Consider the following 16,551-nt stretch of genomic DNA (forward strand, 5'->3'; position numbering starts at 1 on the left):
TCGGTACTCGGCGTCAGAGGAGTGGGCGATGCGGTCGAGGTCGCCGGACGGATCATCCAGGCGGCCACGGAGGACGCGAAGGCTCTCACCGCCGAGCGCGACGCTCAGGAGCGCGCTTCGCTGCTGCGCACGATCGGCATCGCCGAGGGCCAGGCGGTGCCGCCGGCGCTGCGGACACAGCTCTCGGCGCTCGAAGACGATCAGAAGAAGCGGGCTACGCGGAGCCTGCGCGACGGGATCGACCGTGTGCTCACCGACCTTCAGTCGCTGTACCGCGACGTCGTGATGCTGCAGTTCGGGCAGAGCGAAGGTCTCATCAACAGCGAGTTGCGCACCGAGCTGTCCGACCTCGCTTCCGCCTGGCCCGAGACCCGTACTCTTGTCGTACTTGACCACCTTGCCGAGACGCGGCAGTCGCTGGAGCGCAACGTCGCCCCGCTGCTCGCCCTGGAGAGCTTGCTCGTGACGATCACGAGCGGGAGGAAACCGTGAACAATCGATCGACTTCCCGCCTGCGCCGCGCCGCCGCGGTCATCGCAGGGCTCGCCGCCGCGTCCGTCGCCCTGTCGGGCTGTCTGTACGCGATGATTCCCGAGCAGTCGTCACGGCCGTCGACGACGAGTGCGCCGGACACCGAGGGCGTCGCCGAGGACCTGCTGCCCTTCTACTCGCAGGAACTGACCTGGACGGAGTGCGGTGTCGGCTTCGACTGCACCGATGTCACCGCTCCACTCGACTGGGAAGACCCGGGGAAGGGTGAGATCACCCTCTCGGTCGTCCGACACCGCGCCGAGGGCACCCCCGTCGGCTCGTTGCTCACGAACCCGGGCGGTCCGGGGGCCAGCGGTGTCGACCTGATCCTGAACAGCCTCGACTTCGCGGTCGGCGCCGACCTCATCGAGAACTTCGACGTGATCGGGTTCGACCCGCGCGGCGTCGGAGATTCCACCGCGGTCACCTGCTACGACGCACCGCAGATGGACGACTACCTGTACGGCATTCCCTCGGCAGCACGAGGCACGGCCGAGTGGGAGGCCGAGCTGCTCGACTCGCACAAGAAGTTCGCCGAGGCGTGCGATGCCAACAGCGGGGGGATCCTTCCGTACATCACCACGGTCAACGCCGCCAGGGACATGGATCTGATCCGCGCGCTGCTGGGCGACAAGCAGCTGAACTACCTCGGCTACTCGTACGGCACGTTCCTCGGTGCGACCTACGCGAAGCTGTACCCCGAGAAGGCCGGCCGCCTGGTGCTCGACGGCGCGATCGATCCCGCTGTCCCCGGGCTCGAGGTCGGCGCGACGCAGGCGCTCGGGTTCGAGTCCGCGCTCCGCGCCTACATGCAGGACTGCCTCGACTCGGGGGAGTGCCCGTTCAACGGCAGTGTGGATGAGGCGATGGCCGATCTGGGGGCGCTGCTGGCGAGTGTCGACAGCACCCCTTTGAAGAGCGGAGACGGCCGCATGTTGGGTGCGGACTCCCTGATGACCGCCATCATCGCCGCGCTCTACTCGCAGGACAGCTGGGGCTACCTCACGCAGGCGCTCGATGAGGCACTGCAGGGCGACCCGACCTCGGCACTGTTCCTCGCCGACTTCTACAACGGACGCGAGAACGGCACCTACACCGACAACTCCACCGAGGCCTTCCGCGCCTACAACTGCATGGACTACCCGGTCGAGGATGACCCGGCGGCAGAAGCGGCGACGAACGCGAAGATCGCCGAGGGCGCGCCCACGATCGCGCCCTACTGGGCCGGGCCTGACTCCTGCTCGGTCTGGCCCTACCCGCCCACGGGCACGCGAGGTGAGATCAAGGCTGAAGGCGCCGGCCCCATCCTGGTGATCGGCACGACGAACGACCCGGCGACCCCCTACGAGTGGTCGGAGTCGCTCGCGAACCAGCTCGAGGAAGGTGTTCTCATCACGCGTGTCGGCGAGGGGCACACCGGATACAACAAGGGCAACGCCTGCGTGGACGACGCGGTCGAGGCGTTCCTGCTCGACGATGTCGTACCGGAAGACGGGCTCCGCTGCGAATGAGGAGGCCTCGATTCGCGAGTGAGCGCGAGACAGGGTAATATCGGTGATCGCGCCGCTCACGCGTCGCACGCCGCTTTAGCTCAGTCGGCAGAGCATTTCACTCGTAATGAAAAGGTCGTCAGTTCGATTCTGACAAGCGGCTCCATCAAACCCCCGGAATCCCTCGTGATTCCGGGGGTTTCGTCGTTTATGTCGGTAGCACCTGCAAACGTAACGATTGCGAGTGCATGTGTGCACCTATGTGTGCACTGCTCCGATGAGAGGAACGACGATGCCCAAGAAGCGCAGTCACGGCGACGGGGGGCTCTTCTACGTGAAGAGCCGGGGCCTCTGGCGAGGCGTGATCGACGACGGGTACCACCCCGACGGCCGACGACGTCAGCGCACCGTCAGCGGCAAGACGCAGAAGGTTGCGCGCGACAAGCTCGACGCCCTGCGCGCAGAGATCCACGACCACGGTGCACCGCTCGACAAGGCGGTCACCGTCGAAGCATGGGCCGAGCACTGGCTCCGGACCGTGTGTGAGCCGGCCATGAAGCCCGCAGCACTCGCAGGGTACGAGTCCGCAGTCCGGAAATGGATTCTGCCGGCGCTGCGGAAGAAGCGGGTGTCCGCATTGAAGCCATCCGATGTGCGCGCAGTAACTCTGTCGGTGACTAGTGCCGGCCGAGCGGTTTCGTCCGCCCAAAAGGTGCACGCTGTGCTGTCCTCAATGCTCGAAGCTGCACGAATGGACGGCCTATGCGCGAAGAACGTGGCCCAAGACGTCACACCGCCCGGGCGGGGCGAGGGAGGCCGTGGCGCGCTCGACACTGACGTCGCGCTCCGCGTCCTACAGACAGCGCTCGGACGCCCCGACGGCTCCCGCTGGTGGTTCGCGATCCTCACGGGGATGCGACAAGGCGAACGACTCGGCGCGACGATCGACAGCGCCAACCTTGCTGCCCACGACTTCACTGTGCAGTGGTCGCTCACCGAGGTGCGCTTTCGACACGGATGCAGCGAGCCATGTGGGAAGAAGCGCGCAGGCGCGTGCCCGAATCGGAAACTGATGGTCGGGCCAGGCCTTGTTCACCGCCAGCTCGACGGGCGACTCTGCATCGTGCGCCCGAAGTCCGGCAACGTCCGCACATTTCCCCTCATCCCCGCGCTCGAGAGTGTCCTCACGACGTACCTCGCCGCCGACACGCGACCGAACCCGCACGGGCTCATCTGGCGAAACGACGACGGCTCGCCGATCACGCCAGAGCAGGATCAAGCCGAGTGGCGTTCGATCCTCCTCGAAGCGGGCGTCATCACCTCTGAGCAGGCGCTACCGCCGCGGGAGCGACCCGAGGGCACACCCGATACCCCGACGACGCACTTCGCGCGGCACACGACCGCGACCGTGCTCATGGAGCTCGGCGTGGACGCGAAGGTCATCGGCGAGATCGTGGGCCACGTGGACGTGCGCACCACTCGTGGATACCAGCACGTCTCGTCGGCCGAGGCTCGCCGCGCGCTCCAGGCTCTCGGCGACCACTTCGTCGACGCGCTCGAAAGGTAGGCTCTCGACCATGGGAAGACGACAGCGAATCCTCACCGGCTGCGCGGACTGCTTCAAATGCACGACGAGTCGTGTCGGCGTCGGGGCGCGAAACGCGGGTCGCGTGGGCGCGGCCGTCGCGACTGTCGGGATCTCTGAGGCCGCTATGGCTTTTGCCCGCACGTGCAACACCTGCGGACACCAGATGTCTCTCCACGATCGCCCGGGCGCGCAGAGCCCGGCAGGGCGTGCGTTGAGTGCGGCTTTCAATCCTCCTGCCGCCACTGACGGGCGCCCGTTCCCGCCATCCTTCTACGAAGGGCAGGAGCAGGCTGCAGAAGCCCCCTCCGCGCGCTACGCCGCCCCGATTGCATCCGATGGTCCCGATGCGGGATGGTACAGCGACCCGGACGGCTCGCCGACGCTCCGCTGGTGGAACGGTCGAGAATGGACCGATCACCGGAAGTAGACACTCGCCGGCGTCAGACTGCAGGCACCTTCTCTGCCCACTGGCCAGCGCCCATGCGCGGGTCGACATACACGGTGTCACCGATTCGTGCGAGCACGCGCTGAAAGGCGACGACGAGTTTGGTCGTAACCCCCAGGTCGTATGCCATCGCGCCAAGATGCCCTTCCCAGCGTTCTTCCGCTGCGCGATAGCGCTCCGGGGTGATGAGACACAGAGCCGCCCACTCATCGGCGCGCCGCTCCTGCTTCGCGTTCACTGGTCCGAACTTCGATGGGACGTCGCCCCAGATCGCGTGTGCGAGCTCGTGCGCCAGCACGGATCGTTCTTTCCGCAGCGTCATCCCAGCTCGCAGTCGAATCCGATTGAGGTCGTGGCGGTATTCGCCGTCTCGTGTCGCCAACTCGACATACTCAATCGTGATCCCGAGGGCACCGGCCATGTCCTCAAGCATTCTCGTCATCCGTCGTACCCTTCATCGGTCTCATCTTCGTCGGTTCGTTCCGACGCGACCGCACGAACGTCATCCTGGACGGGGCCACGGACGTTGCGAGTCTTGGCGATGCTGGTGACATTCGATGGCGTGCCGGGAATGAGGTCGAGAAGCGAGATGCCGTCGGCTTGGAGGCGGGCTACTGCGCGTGCGATGACTCCATCTGGCGAGCTCCCGAGGGCTGTCGACATCTTGCCTAGCTCCTCTACGTCGATCATCCGTAGGCCGTTCAACGACTTGCTCACCGTCGGATGAGGCATGCCTGCCCGCTCCGCTAGTGCGCGAACACCCAGATTTCGTTCCGCAGAGAGCATTCGGAGCTCTGTGGCCACAGCCGACAGGAGTGGTCCAAGATCTCGCGCTTTGGTTCCCATATGGAACACGATAGCTAATTTTGGAAACACCGTCTACCTAGCTTGACCTGGTTCCAAATGGAACCTAATCTCATCCACATGAAGTACGACCAGATCAAGCACCACGTCGCCGCAGAGGTGCGAGCGGCCATCGCACGAGCTGGCCTCACCCATAAGCAGGTTGCCGAAGCCATCGGCATGGCGGAGGCCACCTTCTCCCGAAGGGCAAACGGGCACACCCCGTTCTCAGTTGTCGACACCGTGCTCATCGCCGTCTTCCTCGGCATCGATCCCGTATCCCTTCTTCGGATGCCGGCTGAGGGCAGCGCCCTCGCGGAGAATGCGGCATGAGCGCCGGTGTAGTCCAGCGCATCGAGTTCGCGCCGGCCCTCTTCACGCGAGAGCTCGCGGCGTACTACCTCTCGAAGTCGCTCCGCGAGGTCGACGACCTGCGTTCGAAGGGTGAGCTGATTCCCGTCGGAGACGGCAAGCGTGTCACCTTCACCAAGGCGGAACTCGATCGGTACGTCGAGAACCTCCCGGAACGGGACGGAGAGCGCGATGCATGACTCCCTGCCGTTCTTCTTCTGGTTCCCCGTTGCCGTCCTCCTCTGGACGCTGCTCCTCATCATGACCATGCGCTCCCTCCGCCGAGACCCGCACGAAGACCTTTCGCGTCTCGACCGTCTCGACGGGATCACCGACCGCCCGCGTCGCTAAACCGGGTCGCCGCGCTCCCAGTCGCCTGCGACAGGGCCGGTACTCAGTGCACCCACTTTCGAGTGGATCGCACTCGCACCAACTCAACTCCACACAGGACCGAATCCCGCACAGGGATACGAGGGGCCAGTCGAAGCCACGATGCTGCGATCCCTCATGCACTCGCGTCGGCGGGCCGTGGCAGGCCCGAGACGACGCGGAGGACGACTGTGCGGGGGGAATGCGCGCCGAAGGTGATGCCGAGAAGGCGCGCTCGAGCGGGGATGACGCTATGTCGCGTCGTGGCCCCGTAGCGAACGTGACGCACGACTGAGTGCTGAACAACCGCGGGTGACTCATCGAAGGGAAGCCCACAGATTTCCGACCGGCGACGAGATATCGCCGGCGCCCTGAACCTCATGGAGTACACCGTCGGACAAGTCGACGGCAGGGCACGCAGACCTACTGCACAACGAAAGGAAGCTCATGACAGAGGCAATCGTGTGGGGAGTCATCTGGCTCATCCTCACCTTCGGAGGCGCATGGCTCATCTACGCGCTCTTCGCGCTCGGAGGTGTCGGGCTCGCAGCGGCCACCGACAAGCTCTGGATCGCCCCGATCCTCGTCGGCATCGGGATCATCGGCGCTATCGCATGGTTCGTCTTCGGCGCCGTGCACACCGTGCTGCAGATCATCGACGTGATCCGGCTCGCTACGGGCGGCTGACGTGCTGCTCCAGATCGCCCTCTGGGTAGCCGCCGTGTGGATGGCGTTCAGCGCTCTCGCCGTCATCAGCCAGATCGGTAAGCCTCGTGCACCGATCACACCTGGAACCGCCATCTTCTCGCTGATCGTGACCGTGCTCATCATCGTCACGCTGATCGCGGCCGCCCTCCAGCACCAGTAGTCCCACGCCCGTGCGTGCGCTCGCAGATCGGCGCACGGGCACGCAGAAACCGAAGGAACCGAATGCCCGGACGACGTGAAACCGTCCGGGCCTTCTCCATGCAAGAAGGAGCGAACCGATGATGACGTTCAGCAGTCTCGAGGAGATGGCGGCCACCCGTGGGCGTTGACTTCACCCGCCAGCCGTCGAAGACCCTTGAGCGGGTGTTCAAGTCCCTTGGAGGGCGTGTCCTTGAAAGAGCCGGCCACAGCGTCAGCTACGCCTTTCCGGACGGCGGGGTGTTCGCGATCCCGGCTGGTGTCCACGCCGGCAACGCGAAGCTCATCTACGACACGGTGCAGGCGCGGTACGGCACGAAGGACACGCGTTCACGCACCGACCCGCTGCGCTCGGCCGTCAAGCGCGCTGGAGCGCCAGCGATCGCGGTGGGGCACCTCGCGATGTCGAAGCATGCCAACGACCGGTTCGAGCTCATGGCGGCACAAGCTCGCCTCCATCAGACGGAGGTCCGTGACGCTCTGCAGTTCCCCGAGCAGGTGCTGTGGTCCCCGCTGCACGAGTCCTGGCTGTGGGTGCGAGGTCGAATCATCGTCGCCGTCGTCCTGGACGAGAACGGCATGACGATCATCCGCACGATCCTGTGGGCCACCGAAGACCTGTGGGAACAGAACCCCCGGCCTCCGAAGGAAGACGCGTGACGCCCCGGACCCCCAATCCCACCATCCACGACTACTGCCGCGCCTGTTTCGGGTGGGGCGCTCACACCGTCCGCAAGGGCACCGACTACGAAGACGAAATCGACTGTCTCGACTGCGGCGGATCAGGCATCCGCCGAGGAAGGAACGAACCGATGAACACCAACGCACTCGCCCACACCGGAGACCCCGAAGTCTCCCACATCGCCGCGATCAGCCTCACCGGAACCAACACGGAGAAGGTGATGCACGTCGTCGTCGACCTGCTGCACGAGCTCGGACCGCAGACGCCAGCCGAACTCGAGCACGTCTACCGATCGCGTCGCGCGGTCAACGACTGGCCGCAGGTCGCGTTCTACAGCATCCACAAGCGGGTGTCGCAGATGAAGAAGCACATCCGAGTGCTGCGCGGAACCGGCATCCGCGCGGGAGGTGCCGAGCGTGTCGAGTTGGCCATGGAGCCGCTCAGGGCACACACCCACGTCACGACGCACATGCAGGGCGACGCGTGAAGACGTCGCGTCCGGCACGACGGTTCCCCGCCCGAGCTCTCCGTGGCGGGTGGGTGGGGGAGCGATCAGTCTCACAGCCGAGCGTCGGTGACCGACTGCGATCAGTTCAACACCAGAGCCTCGGTACGACGTTCCATTACGCCGAGCGCATCACGCGAATCGAGCACAACAACGGCGCGACGACCTACTTCCTCGCCAGCTCCACCACCATCACCGCGCCGCAGGGCGCTCAGATCTTCTGGGAAGCAGCATGACGAACATCGACACCGTATTCGAACCGACTCGATCGCAGGGCAGCGCCCTTCTGCTCATCTTCAAGCTCCTCGTGTTCTATCCGGGGATGCTGGTGGGCCTCGCCTGGATCATCACCAACGCGCTCACCGGCATCATCGCTGACGGCGTCACCTTCTGGCCCGTCCTCGGTCTCGTCTTCGCATTGTGGGTGATCGGATCATGGTTCACCCCGACGAAGACGAAGTGACCGAACCTGAGTTCGCTCCACCAGTACCGGCGGTCGCCGCGATCGACGCTCCGCTCACTGTGCGCCGCGCGACCATGACGCGCGCCAGCCTGATCGCCAACATCGTCGTCGCTTGCTCGTGCATCGCGATCATCGCGATGGGCGCCGCGTACCGGCTGGCAGGAATGCCATGACCGACCTTGCCTCGCTCACCACCGAAGAGCTGCGCATCGTGCGCGACGATCGCTCGGCGCTCACAGACGGCATCTACCGCATCATCGATCAGCCGATCGACGAGTTCAGTGTTCGCTCGAAGCTCTTCGCCTACATGTCGGAGCAGACCCTTGCGGCGACACACGAAGTGCTCAACCGGCTGCTACAGCGCCAGGAATCGAAGGAGGACGGCGCGTGATCGAGTACCGCGACGAACCGAACAGCCCGTGGAAGCCCAGCCGGTTCGCCTGGCTCCCCGAAGACATCGAGTGGCTCAACTCGACCGTCGGGTGGGCCATGTACCGACAGACCGGAGATCCATCATGAGCGTGTTCACAGCGACCAACGGGATGACCGTCGAACGCGATCACAACGGAGACGTGATCCTCGACAGGGCCACTCGCCACCCTTCGATCTTCATGGGTGAAGGCACGGCACTCGCGCTACGCGAGTTTTTCCAGCGTGAGCGTGACGAAGCCAACGGCGTCTGGCGCTCACAGATCGACCCCGCTTGGACTGCGGTTCACCAGGACGGTTATCCGAGAGTGAAGTTCCGCAACGACGACGGGATGCGTGAGTTCTCGATCTACCCAGACCGATCCAACATGCATGCATGGTCGCCTGAGCTCCAGAGGATCGGTCTGGAGTACCTGGATGCTCGCCCGGAGCGGAAACCCTGGGAAGACGCGCAACCTGGCGAGGTGTGGGCGCTCGGCATGGGTGGCGGGTATCACTGCGACTCGATCTCCGTGATCGAGACCGCGGAAGGTATCCGCTTCATCTGGGGCGTCAGTGGCGGCGCGATCCGGAACATCGCGATCACCGATCGAACCATCGACTACGGCAAGCGGGTTTTCCCGCCGGAGGACGAATCATGACCGACGCCGTTTACACCGGGCTGGTCCTCGATCTCCCCGAGCCCGACTATCACGCCCACCCGTCGCTCTCATCGACCGGAGCGAAGCTGCTCCTCGACTCGGCCGCGAAATTCGACTGGGTCGTGAACAAGCGCAACCGGCAGGAGAAGAAGGCATACGACGTCGGCACGGCAGTCCACTCGCTCGTGCTCGGTACCGGTGCCGAGGTAGTGATCATCCCTGACGAGCTGCTCTCCGGGGACGCACGGTCGATCTCGAGCAAGGCTGCGAAGCAGTGGGTCGTCGACGCGCGGGAGGCCGGCAAGCTCCCGATGAAGGAGGCTGAGTACACGCCGGTGAAGCAGATGGCGGACGCTCTGCTCATGCACCCCACAGGTCGGGCGCTGCTCGATCGGCCGGGAAACGCCGAGGCTTCGATGTTCGCGATCGACCCGGTCACCGGTATCGAGCAGCGCTGCCGGTTCGACTTCCTTCCCGACGACCGCCGGGTCGCCGTCGACCTCAAGAAGACACGGCCCGGCCACGCCCGCCCGTTCAAGTTCGCGTCGACCGTCGTCGAGTACGGGTATCACGTGTCGTGGGCCTGGTACACGGAGATCGCGGCGCTCATCGGCGAACCGGTCGTCGACATGGTCTTCCTCGTCGTCGAAGACGCCCCGCCGTACAACATCCTCCCGGCACGTCTCAACGACGAGTTCAAGGAGATCGGGGCCGCGCAAGCGCGCGTCGCCCGCGAGCGGTTCAAGCGCGCGCTCGACACCGGCGAATGGCCCGGCTACGCGCCAGAGATCCAGCTCATCCGCCCACCCCAGTTCGCCATCTACGACCACATCGACTCGCAGGAGAACCCCACATGAGCACCATCAACCCGGAGACGGCTCAGTGACCGCGCCCGCAGTGATCGAGCTTCCCGAGACGCAGGGGCAGTCACGACTCCACCGCCCCGCGAAATCCGAGAACCCGGACGACATCACATCGGCCGCCGACCGCATCGACGCGTTCTGGGAGAAGCACCCGAACGGGAGCATCCTCACCGAAGTCGAGACGACGGTCGTCGAGGCAGTCGACGTTCTGCCGTATCTCGTGTTCACGGTCCGCGCCTACGTGCGCAAGCACACCGAGGACGACCGACCGAGCGCGACGGCCCACGCGACCCGCGGGCAGAACGACGACGACGAACTCGTGCGCCAGTTCCCTCAGGAGACGGCCGAGACAGCGGCAATCTCCCGAGCCATCCGGAACATCGGCATCCTCACCAGCACGACGAGGCCGTCGCAGGCTCCGAACGCACCGGCGGCGCCCGGAGTGCTCCCGCCCGTGAATGCTCTCGCGGTCGCCCGCAAGGCGAAGGGGTGGAGCCAGAAGACGCTCGCGACTGCCATGACTCAACGCGGCTTCGCCTGGTCCCAGGCCGTCGTCTCGAAGGTCGAGAACGGATACCGCCCTCTGCAGGATGACGAGGCTGAGGCGCTCCGTGGGCTTGTCGACTACCTCGGTGCATCGTGAAGCCCCTCGTATGGCGAGGCGACATCTCGGGGAAGTGGCGGGTAACCACCGATCGTGGTTCTTGGGTCAGCATGGTGGGCACCAGCGACGCCGGGTATGACACACAGCGGGAGGCGTACGACGCCGCGTGCGCAGCCCTTGCGGCTGTTCCAACGTGAGCGCGATTCCCGCGAAGGTTCGCGCCGCGGTCCATGAGCGGGCTGGTGGCAGATGCGAGGGGTGCGGCAAGGCCGCACCCCTCGAACTGCATCACCGGAAGTTCCGCTCACGGGGCGGGAAGCACACGGCAGCGAACATCGTCGCGTTGTGCGGGTGGGGCAACCATACCGGCTGCCACGGCCTCGCTCACGGACCGAACCCGCCCCAAGGGTGGTCGCTCCCGTCCGGGCTGAGCGACCCCACCAAGGTGATGTTCCTGCACCACTGGGGACTCATCTTTCTCGAAGACTGACCGGGGGTGCCCCGGAGAATGGGGCACCCCGTGGTCGACATCAAACGCATGATCCAGGCGCAGGAGAGGCGCGCGGAAGTTTTCGCCGACGGGGATCTCCCGGAGCACCTGAAGCTGTTCGTCCTCGCGGGCCTCCACATCTGGGAGACAGCCCCCGACGCGGTGAAGGTGAAGACCTTCACGAAAGAGCACTGGGCGTACCGCGCGCTCCGCATGATGGGCTACAGCGGAACAGCCGAAGAGCTGTCCCCCAAGCTCAGGTTCATCATCTTGAGCAAGGACGTCCCGAAGTACCGGATGCCTGAGGATCGCAGCGCGTGCATCGGCACGATGCTTCGCCCGTCCGGTGGGCCGTGCAAGCAGAAGCCGACGATCACGACCACGATCCCGAACCCTCTCACGGGTGAACGGGAGTGGTTCGCGTCGTGCTCGCGTCCCATCCATCGCGCCGACTTCGACGCGCAGCGGAAGGCGGCATGGCAGGCGTGGCGCGACAACGGCGAGCCGAAACCAAAACCCAACAGCGGCGGCCTCCTGCTGCGCTACTTCGGGCCACGCATCGAGGAGCTCTACGCGTGGGCCGACTCCGACTATCAGCGGGGCGACAAGGTGCCCGAGCCGCCCGCACAGAAGCTCGCGATCGTCACCAGCTTGGCCGATCGCCGACCCCGAAGGGACACGTAATGTCCAAGATCATCCTCGTCCGAGGCATCCAGGCCTCCGGCAAGTCCGAGTTCGCCAAGACGTGGGCGGCGACCGATCCCGAGAACCGGGTCCGGGTCAACCGCGACGACATCCGCCAGATGATCAGCGGCACGTCGAAGACGCTGCTCTCGCACGACCTCGAGTCATTCGTGACACGGATCGAGAAGAGCGTCGCGCTCACCGCGCTCCGCGCCGGCAAGGACGTCGTCATCGACGCGATGAACCTCCGCTCGAGATACGTACGGGCATGGGTCAGCCTCGGCTACCCGGTCGAGTTCGTCGACTTCCCCGTGTCCCTCGACCTGGCGCTCGCTCGGAACGAGGCACGCGGTGGGAAGGTTCCCGAGGCCGTGATCCGGGCGACGTACGAACGGCTGACGTCGAAGGGGAAGCTGCCTGACCCACCGACCGCCGACGAGCCACCCGCTCCCGTCAGGCAGTACGTGCCCGACGTGACGAAGCCCACCGCGATCATCGTGGACATCGACGGCACTCTCGCCCACATGGGCGATCGCCGCGGACCGTACGACTGGGACAAGGTCGGCATGGACGAGCTCGACATCCCCATCGCTGTGCTCGTGAACCACATGGGCGAGACGCACCGCGTCGTCCTCATGTCTGGACGCGAAGACATCTGCAAGGGGGCGACCGAGCGCTGGCTGCTCGACAACAACGTGCGCTACGACGCGCTGCACATGCGCGCCGCCGGCGATCGCCGCGCCGACACCGTCGTGAAGGCCGAACTCTTCGACCACCACGTCCGGGACCAGTTCAACGTCATCTTCGCGGTCGACGACCGCAACGCCGTCGTCGCCGGATGGCGAGCGATGGGAATCAAGACCCTGCAAGCCCAGGAAGGGGCATTCTGATGCGCATCGACGCACTCATCGACATGGACGCCGTCGCCGACGAAATCGCCGCTGGCTACGTCACAGAGAAGACGCACCCCGAGTTCCCGCAGCTGCGCATCCTCAACTACACCGACCGGTGCCAGTTCGATCGGCACTGGAACCAGATCACCCGTCTCACCCGCGGGATCATCTACGACGCAGAGACCCGCGAGGTACTCGCCCGCCCCTTCCCGAAGATCCACAACCACGGCGAGCCAGATGCCGGCGAGCTGAACCTCGACGAGCCGATCATGGGTGCGTTCGACAAGCTCGACGGCTCGCTCGGCATCACGTACATGCGACCTGACGGCCTGCCCGCGATCGCCACTCGTGGATCGTTCACCTCGGAGCAGGCGGTGCACGCAACCCGCTGGCTCCGGGACTCGCCATGGGGAGAGCACGTGGGCCACGGAATCGGCACCTACACGTGGCTCTGGGAGATCATCTACCCCGAGAACCGTATCGTGATCGACTACGGCGATCGCGACGAACTCGTCTACCTTGGTGCGATCGCGCACGAAACTGGCGACTACTCGCCTCCCTATGTCCGCGAAGAAGAACTGGCGAGCACGACAGAGATCTACGCGGGGACGCTGAGGGACGCGCTCGCGATCCCACCGCGCCTGAACGCCGAAGGTCTCGTCGTGTGGCTCGACTTCAACCGCGCGGTGAAGATCAAACAGGCCGACTACGTCGAACTCCACCGCATCGTGTCGAATCTCACCGTCAAGGAAGTCTGGCGGCAGCTCCGCGCCGGCACCTTCGATGGCTTCGTGGTCGCGCTCCCTGACGAGTTCCACGCCTGGGCTCGGGACACCTCCGCTCCGCTCATCCAGCAGCACCGGGACGTGGCATACGCGGCCTCGATCTGGCTCGACTTGCTCGCCCACCAGGGGCTTGAGACGCGCAAGGACCAGGCGCTGTTCATCACCTCGAGAGTCGCAGCCGACATGCGTGGCCTCGTGTTCTCTCTGCTCGACGGGAAGAGCATCGACGACGCGATCTGGCGGATGATCGAACCGAAGGTGGCACCGGATGCCTGACGCAGAGCAGACCAACGCGGACGCGAAGCTGGCCGCATTCCTGGCGGGCATCGAGGCGAACAACGCGCTCTCTGACCACCTCAACAGCCTCAAGGTAGGCCTCGAGGAACGTGGATGGTCGACCCCTAACGCTGAGCAGGCGGCGATCGTCACCACGAACACGATGATGCAGCTCTCCACCCTCGGGATGCGCTGATGTCCTTCCCTGCCCGATTCAACGGCCAGTGCGCGGCGGCGTGTGGCTACCGCATCCACGAGGGCGACGAGATCGAGAAGGACGCCGACGGGAAGTACCGACACGTCGACTGTGTCCCGGCGCCGACGAAGTTCGACATGAGCCCGAAAGACGTCGTCTGCCCGGACTGCTTCTGCATCCGGCCCTGCCGATGCCTCGACTGAGGAAGGACCGTCGATGACGATTCCACGGAAGTCCGGGGCGGCGTTCTCGCTCCCGATCCCGCTCGACGCGATGCAGACCATCCAGGAGTGCATCGAGCGCGTCTACGGAACGGGCGAGACCCGCATGTGGATGCAGGGCGACCAGATGCAGATCGTCGAGCCGGAAGACGGCTGGGGTCCGCGAAAGCGCGGACGCGGTGCCCTGCCGTCGGCATCGAACGATCAGATGCGGCTCAAGTACCTCGAGCTGCGCGACGGCAAAGCGGTTCTCACGATCGAGGACATGCAGTACACGGTCCTCGTCGTGTCCGAGATCGCCCGCCAGTGGTTCGCGAGCGTCGGCGGCGTCAACTACGTCGAGACGAAGCTCATGGTCGCCGACCACCCTGACCCCGAGTTCGTGTTCACGATGCAGCGCATCGACGGGCTGACGCCAGCCGACAAGCTCGCCGCGGCCGAGACGCGCATCGCCGAGCTTGAAGCCGAGCTCGTCCAGTACCGAAAGGAGCCGTGATGGCTCAGAAACCTCGCACTCCGGTGCATTTCCCGCGGATGAAGGTCCGCGGACGCCGGAACAGGGCGAAGCTCACTGAGCGGCGACGCTACGTCACCGTATTCCCACACGCCGCCATGACGGTCTCCGACGACAGACGCATCGCGCGCTTCGATGTCATCGCCGGATGGCGCCCGGGATGCCAGCGCATCGAGATCACGACGATCAAGGATGGATACGGCCGCGCGGTGCCCGGTATCCCTCCCCACACGGTGGTGCGACCAGCACCCCGCCCGGAGCCTCAGTACAAGGTCGAGTTCGAGATCGAGAACCGTATGAGTGCTGAGACCTGGGACATGCTCTTCGGGAGGGATCGCGATGGCGAAGGATGAGCGCCTCTACATGACGTTCCCGAACGACTTCCACCGGCACCCGAAGCTGCGCAACCAGCCAGCCGAGGTCAAGTGGGCGTTCGTGGAGATGAACGGCGAGGCGCGCATCGCAGACAACGACGGACGATTCAGCGCGGAGGACGCCGAGTTCCTGTGGTCCGCGGATATCCTCGAGGCGCTGACCGGCTCGCACCCGACACGTCCGCTGGTCGTCCGCGACGGCACCGACTACGTCATCCGCGAGTACTCGAAGCACCAGCAGACGAAGGCGGACCGTGAGGCCCGGAGCGCGGCGCGGGCTGAGGCGGGGCGCAAGGGAGGGCTTGCCAAAGCCCAAGCAAGTGCTAGCAAGAGCCAGGCCGACGATGGCAACCAGAAGCAGAGTCAGAGTCAGAGTCAGAGTCACCAGACTTCTACTCACGTTTCAGAGAGTCCGTCACGAGATACACGCGCGAGCGACGTGACGGACGCTCAATCTGAGACCTACCGAAGCACACTGGCAAGCCAGTACGGGATCGACGTGATGCGCATCCGGGCGCACATCTTCGACAGGCTCGGCATGACGATCGCTCCCGAGGACACCGTCAACGTCTCGATCTGGATTCTGAACAAGATCAAGACGCCACCGCGCGCGCCGACGAAGTACGTCCTCGCCGCCATCACCCGTTCACCGGCCGAGGTGCAGCAGTACATCCACGAAAACGGACTCGTCTGAGTCTGAGTTATCCACAGGTCACCCCCGTCCGGGCGGTGGCCTTTCTCGTTTCAGGAGGAAGTCATGCCCTCTGGGTACACCGCCGATCTTCACGACGGCAAGCCGGTCACGTTCGAACAGTTCGTCCTCAAGTGCTCCCGGGCGATGGGCGCTGCGATCATGCAGCGCGACGAGTCGCCGGACGTGGAGATCCGGGAGCGCACGCTCGACGACCACTACGTCGAGCGAGTCTCCGCATCGGCGATCGCCCTGCAGGACGCGATGCGTCGACCGCAGTCTGAGTGGGCGGAGATGCAGGACATCGCACTCACCGAGGCCGCGGCCTACCGGGAGAAGTACCTGGCCGACGTGCAGGCTATGCGAGAGCGCTACGAGGAGATGCTCGGCCAGGTGCACGACTGGACTCCGCCGACGGCGGAGCACGCGGGGCTGCAGAAGTTCATGATCGATCAGCTCACCGAGTCGATCAGCTTCGACTGCACCGGCTGGGAGCCGGCCGTACCCGAGCGCCTGTCCCCGGACCTCTACGCACAGTCGGAAATCGCACGGCTCACGAAGGCACACGCGAACTACGTGAAGTATCTCGCAGAGGAGCGCGAGCGCATCGCCGGGCAGAACGCGTGGGTGCGGGCGCTGCGCGCGTCCCTCCAACGGCCATGAAGTCTCACGACCTCGAGTTCGCCGAGTACCTCGATGCGTGCTGCGGACGCTACG

Annotated in this window: 31 protein-coding genes and 1 tRNA gene; 30 read left to right on the top strand and 2 right to left on the bottom strand. The window is 65.2% G+C overall.

The window, feature by feature from the left end; all coding sequences use genetic code 11:
* The 5 genes from DSP71_RS23140 to DSP71_RS24575 all read left to right on the top strand — a co-directional run.
* The coding region (locus tag DSP71_RS23140; RefSeq protein ID WP_309472605.1) for a DNA polymerase III subunit delta' C-terminal domain-containing protein at positions 1-492 on the top strand (492 nt) is incomplete at its 5' end.
* Entirely contained in the window at positions 489-2,042 is a 1,554-nt protein-coding gene (locus tag DSP71_RS04750; RefSeq protein ID WP_058632081.1) for an alpha/beta hydrolase, read from the top strand. The genes DSP71_RS23140 and DSP71_RS04750, both read left to right, overlap by 4 nt.
* Before the next feature lie 69 nt (positions 2,043-2,111).
* Positions 2,112-2,187 (top strand) — tRNA-Thr (locus DSP71_RS04755).
* A 126-nt stretch (positions 2,188-2,313) separates the two neighbouring features.
* Positions 2,314-3,588, top strand: coding sequence for a tyrosine-type recombinase/integrase (locus tag DSP71_RS04760; RefSeq protein WP_113680479.1), 1,275 nt, complete (start codon positions 2,314-2,316; stop codon positions 3,586-3,588).
* 184 nt (positions 3,589-3,772) lie between these two features.
* On the top strand, positions 3,773-4,036 hold the full coding sequence (locus DSP71_RS24575; RefSeq protein WP_181800663.1) for a DUF2510 domain-containing protein: 264 nt from the start codon (positions 3,773-3,775) through the stop codon (positions 4,034-4,036).
* Between the two features lie 13 nt (positions 4,037-4,049).
* On the opposite strand, the gene DSP71_RS04770 is transcribed toward DSP71_RS24575, so the two are convergent.
* Together DSP71_RS04770 and DSP71_RS04775 are read right to left on the bottom strand one after the other, a co-directional pair.
* On the bottom strand, positions 4,050-4,496 hold the full coding sequence (locus DSP71_RS04770; protein WP_113680481.1) for an ImmA/IrrE family metallo-endopeptidase: 447 nt from the start codon (positions 4,494-4,496) through the stop codon (positions 4,050-4,052).
* Positions 4,493-4,900: a helix-turn-helix transcriptional regulator gene (locus tag DSP71_RS04775; protein ID WP_113680482.1), complete on the bottom strand. Its 408-nt coding sequence runs from the start codon at positions 4,898-4,900 to the stop codon at positions 4,493-4,495. Before DSP71_RS04775 ends, DSP71_RS04770 begins: the two co-directional genes overlap by 4 nt.
* Before the next feature lie 78 nt (positions 4,901-4,978).
* Here DSP71_RS04775 and DSP71_RS04780 point away from each other — a divergent pair, with 78 nt between their 5' ends.
* The 25 genes from DSP71_RS04780 to DSP71_RS04885 all read left to right on the top strand — a co-directional run bounded on the left by DSP71_RS04780 (position 4,979) and on the right by DSP71_RS04885 (position 16,497).
* Positions 4,979-5,230 (top strand): helix-turn-helix transcriptional regulator, encoded by a 252-nt coding sequence (locus DSP71_RS04780; RefSeq protein ID WP_113680483.1) that lies wholly within the window; start codon positions 4,979-4,981, stop codon positions 5,228-5,230.
* Entirely contained in the window at positions 5,227-5,448 is a 222-nt protein-coding gene (locus DSP71_RS04785; RefSeq protein ID WP_113680484.1) for a helix-turn-helix domain-containing protein, read from the top strand. Before DSP71_RS04780 ends, DSP71_RS04785 begins: the two co-directional genes overlap by 4 nt.
* Positions 5,441-5,599 (top strand): hypothetical protein, encoded by a 159-nt coding sequence (locus DSP71_RS21965; RefSeq protein WP_181800664.1) that lies wholly within the window; start codon positions 5,441-5,443, stop codon positions 5,597-5,599. The genes DSP71_RS04785 and DSP71_RS21965 overlap by 8 nt, the downstream gene beginning before the upstream one ends.
* 465 nt (positions 5,600-6,064) lie before the next feature.
* The gene (locus tag DSP71_RS04790) at positions 6,065-6,304 is read left to right on the top strand and encodes a hypothetical protein (protein ID WP_113680485.1); all 240 of its coding nucleotides are present in this window, start codon (positions 6,065-6,067) and stop codon (positions 6,302-6,304) included.
* A 1-nt stretch (position 6,305) separates the two neighbouring features.
* Positions 6,306-6,485: a hypothetical protein gene (locus DSP71_RS04795; protein WP_113680486.1), complete on the top strand. Its 180-nt coding sequence runs from the start codon at positions 6,306-6,308 to the stop codon at positions 6,483-6,485.
* A 203-nt stretch (positions 6,486-6,688) separates the two neighbouring features.
* The gene (locus DSP71_RS04800) at positions 6,689-7,183 is read left to right on the top strand and encodes a hypothetical protein (RefSeq protein WP_147251197.1); all 495 of its coding nucleotides are present in this window, start codon (positions 6,689-6,691) and stop codon (positions 7,181-7,183) included.
* A 152-nt stretch (positions 7,184-7,335) separates the two neighbouring features.
* Entirely contained in the window at positions 7,336-7,692 is a 357-nt protein-coding gene (locus DSP71_RS04805; RefSeq protein WP_147251198.1) for a hypothetical protein, read from the top strand.
* A gap of 53 nt (positions 7,693-7,745) precedes the next feature.
* Positions 7,746-7,946: a hypothetical protein gene (locus DSP71_RS04810; protein WP_181800665.1), complete on the top strand. Its 201-nt coding sequence runs from the start codon at positions 7,746-7,748 to the stop codon at positions 7,944-7,946.
* A complete protein-coding gene (locus DSP71_RS04815) occupies positions 7,943-8,173 on the top strand; it encodes a hypothetical protein (RefSeq protein WP_113680490.1) in 231 nt (76 codons plus the stop codon). The genes DSP71_RS04810 and DSP71_RS04815 overlap by 4 nt, the downstream gene beginning before the upstream one ends.
* Positions 8,170-8,346: a hypothetical protein gene (locus tag DSP71_RS21970; RefSeq protein ID WP_181800666.1), complete on the top strand. Its 177-nt coding sequence runs from the start codon at positions 8,170-8,172 to the stop codon at positions 8,344-8,346. Before DSP71_RS04815 ends, DSP71_RS21970 begins: the two co-directional genes overlap by 4 nt.
* Positions 8,343-8,564 (top strand): hypothetical protein, encoded by a 222-nt coding sequence (locus tag DSP71_RS04820; protein WP_113680491.1) that lies wholly within the window; start codon positions 8,343-8,345, stop codon positions 8,562-8,564. The genes DSP71_RS21970 and DSP71_RS04820 overlap by 4 nt, the downstream gene beginning before the upstream one ends.
* Complete coding sequence (locus DSP71_RS23145) at positions 8,561-8,692, top strand: hypothetical protein (RefSeq protein WP_258546267.1); 132 nt, start codon at positions 8,561-8,563, stop codon at positions 8,690-8,692. The genes DSP71_RS04820 and DSP71_RS23145 overlap by 4 nt, the downstream gene beginning before the upstream one ends.
* Positions 8,689-9,243, top strand: a complete 555-nt coding sequence (locus DSP71_RS04825) for a hypothetical protein (protein WP_113680492.1) — start codon at positions 8,689-8,691, stop codon at positions 9,241-9,243. The genes DSP71_RS23145 and DSP71_RS04825 overlap by 4 nt, the downstream gene beginning before the upstream one ends.
* The gene (locus DSP71_RS04830) at positions 9,240-10,100 is read left to right on the top strand and encodes a PD-(D/E)XK nuclease-like domain-containing protein (RefSeq protein ID WP_113680493.1); all 861 of its coding nucleotides are present in this window, start codon (positions 9,240-9,242) and stop codon (positions 10,098-10,100) included. The genes DSP71_RS04825 and DSP71_RS04830 overlap by 4 nt, the downstream gene beginning before the upstream one ends.
* A 25-nt stretch (positions 10,101-10,125) precedes the next feature.
* A complete protein-coding gene (locus tag DSP71_RS04835) occupies positions 10,126-10,749 on the top strand; it encodes a helix-turn-helix transcriptional regulator (RefSeq protein ID WP_113680494.1) in 624 nt (207 codons plus the stop codon).
* Between the two features lie 154 nt (positions 10,750-10,903).
* Entirely contained in the window at positions 10,904-11,200 is a 297-nt protein-coding gene (locus tag DSP71_RS22625; RefSeq protein ID WP_147251200.1) for an HNH endonuclease, read from the top strand.
* A 30-nt stretch (positions 11,201-11,230) separates the two neighbouring features.
* Positions 11,231-11,884 carry a hypothetical protein gene (locus DSP71_RS21975; RefSeq protein ID WP_181800667.1) on the top strand — a complete coding sequence of 218 codons (654 nt, stop codon included), beginning with the start codon at positions 11,231-11,233 and terminating at the stop codon, positions 11,882-11,884.
* Positions 11,884-12,774 carry an AAA family ATPase gene (locus DSP71_RS04850; protein ID WP_181800668.1) on the top strand — a complete coding sequence of 297 codons (891 nt, stop codon included), beginning with the start codon at positions 11,884-11,886 and terminating at the stop codon, positions 12,772-12,774. The genes DSP71_RS21975 and DSP71_RS04850 overlap by 1 nt, the downstream gene beginning before the upstream one ends.
* Positions 12,774-13,838 carry a 2'-5' RNA ligase gene (locus DSP71_RS04855; RefSeq protein ID WP_113680498.1) on the top strand — a complete coding sequence of 355 codons (1,065 nt, stop codon included), beginning with the start codon at positions 12,774-12,776 and terminating at the stop codon, positions 13,836-13,838. The genes DSP71_RS04850 and DSP71_RS04855 overlap by 1 nt, the downstream gene beginning before the upstream one ends.
* Positions 13,831-14,034 carry a hypothetical protein gene (locus tag DSP71_RS04860; RefSeq protein ID WP_113680499.1) on the top strand — a complete coding sequence of 68 codons (204 nt, stop codon included), beginning with the start codon at positions 13,831-13,833 and terminating at the stop codon, positions 14,032-14,034. Before DSP71_RS04855 ends, DSP71_RS04860 begins: the two co-directional genes overlap by 8 nt.
* Positions 14,034-14,237 (top strand): hypothetical protein, encoded by a 204-nt coding sequence (locus DSP71_RS04865; RefSeq protein WP_113680500.1) that lies wholly within the window; start codon positions 14,034-14,036, stop codon positions 14,235-14,237. The genes DSP71_RS04860 and DSP71_RS04865 overlap by 1 nt, the downstream gene beginning before the upstream one ends.
* 13 nt (positions 14,238-14,250) lie before the next feature.
* A complete protein-coding gene (locus tag DSP71_RS04870; RefSeq protein ID WP_113680501.1) occupies positions 14,251-14,751 on the top strand; it encodes a hypothetical protein in 501 nt (166 codons plus the stop codon).
* On the top strand, positions 14,751-15,122 hold the full coding sequence (locus DSP71_RS04875) for a hypothetical protein (protein WP_113680502.1): 372 nt from the start codon (positions 14,751-14,753) through the stop codon (positions 15,120-15,122). The genes DSP71_RS04870 and DSP71_RS04875 overlap by 1 nt, the downstream gene beginning before the upstream one ends.
* Positions 15,109-15,837, top strand: coding sequence for a hypothetical protein (locus tag DSP71_RS04880; RefSeq protein WP_113680503.1), 729 nt, complete (start codon positions 15,109-15,111; stop codon positions 15,835-15,837). The genes DSP71_RS04875 and DSP71_RS04880 overlap by 14 nt, the downstream gene beginning before the upstream one ends.
* 63 nt (positions 15,838-15,900) lie before the next feature.
* Positions 15,901-16,497 (top strand): hypothetical protein, encoded by a 597-nt coding sequence (locus tag DSP71_RS04885; protein WP_113680504.1) that lies wholly within the window; start codon positions 15,901-15,903, stop codon positions 16,495-16,497.
* The last annotated feature ends 54 nt before the right edge of the window (positions 16,498-16,551 follow it).

The sequence above is a fragment of the Microbacterium sp. H6 genome (genome assembly GCF_003314775.1).
GTDB lineage: Bacteria > Actinomycetota > Actinomycetes > Actinomycetales > Microbacteriaceae > Microbacterium > Microbacterium oxydans.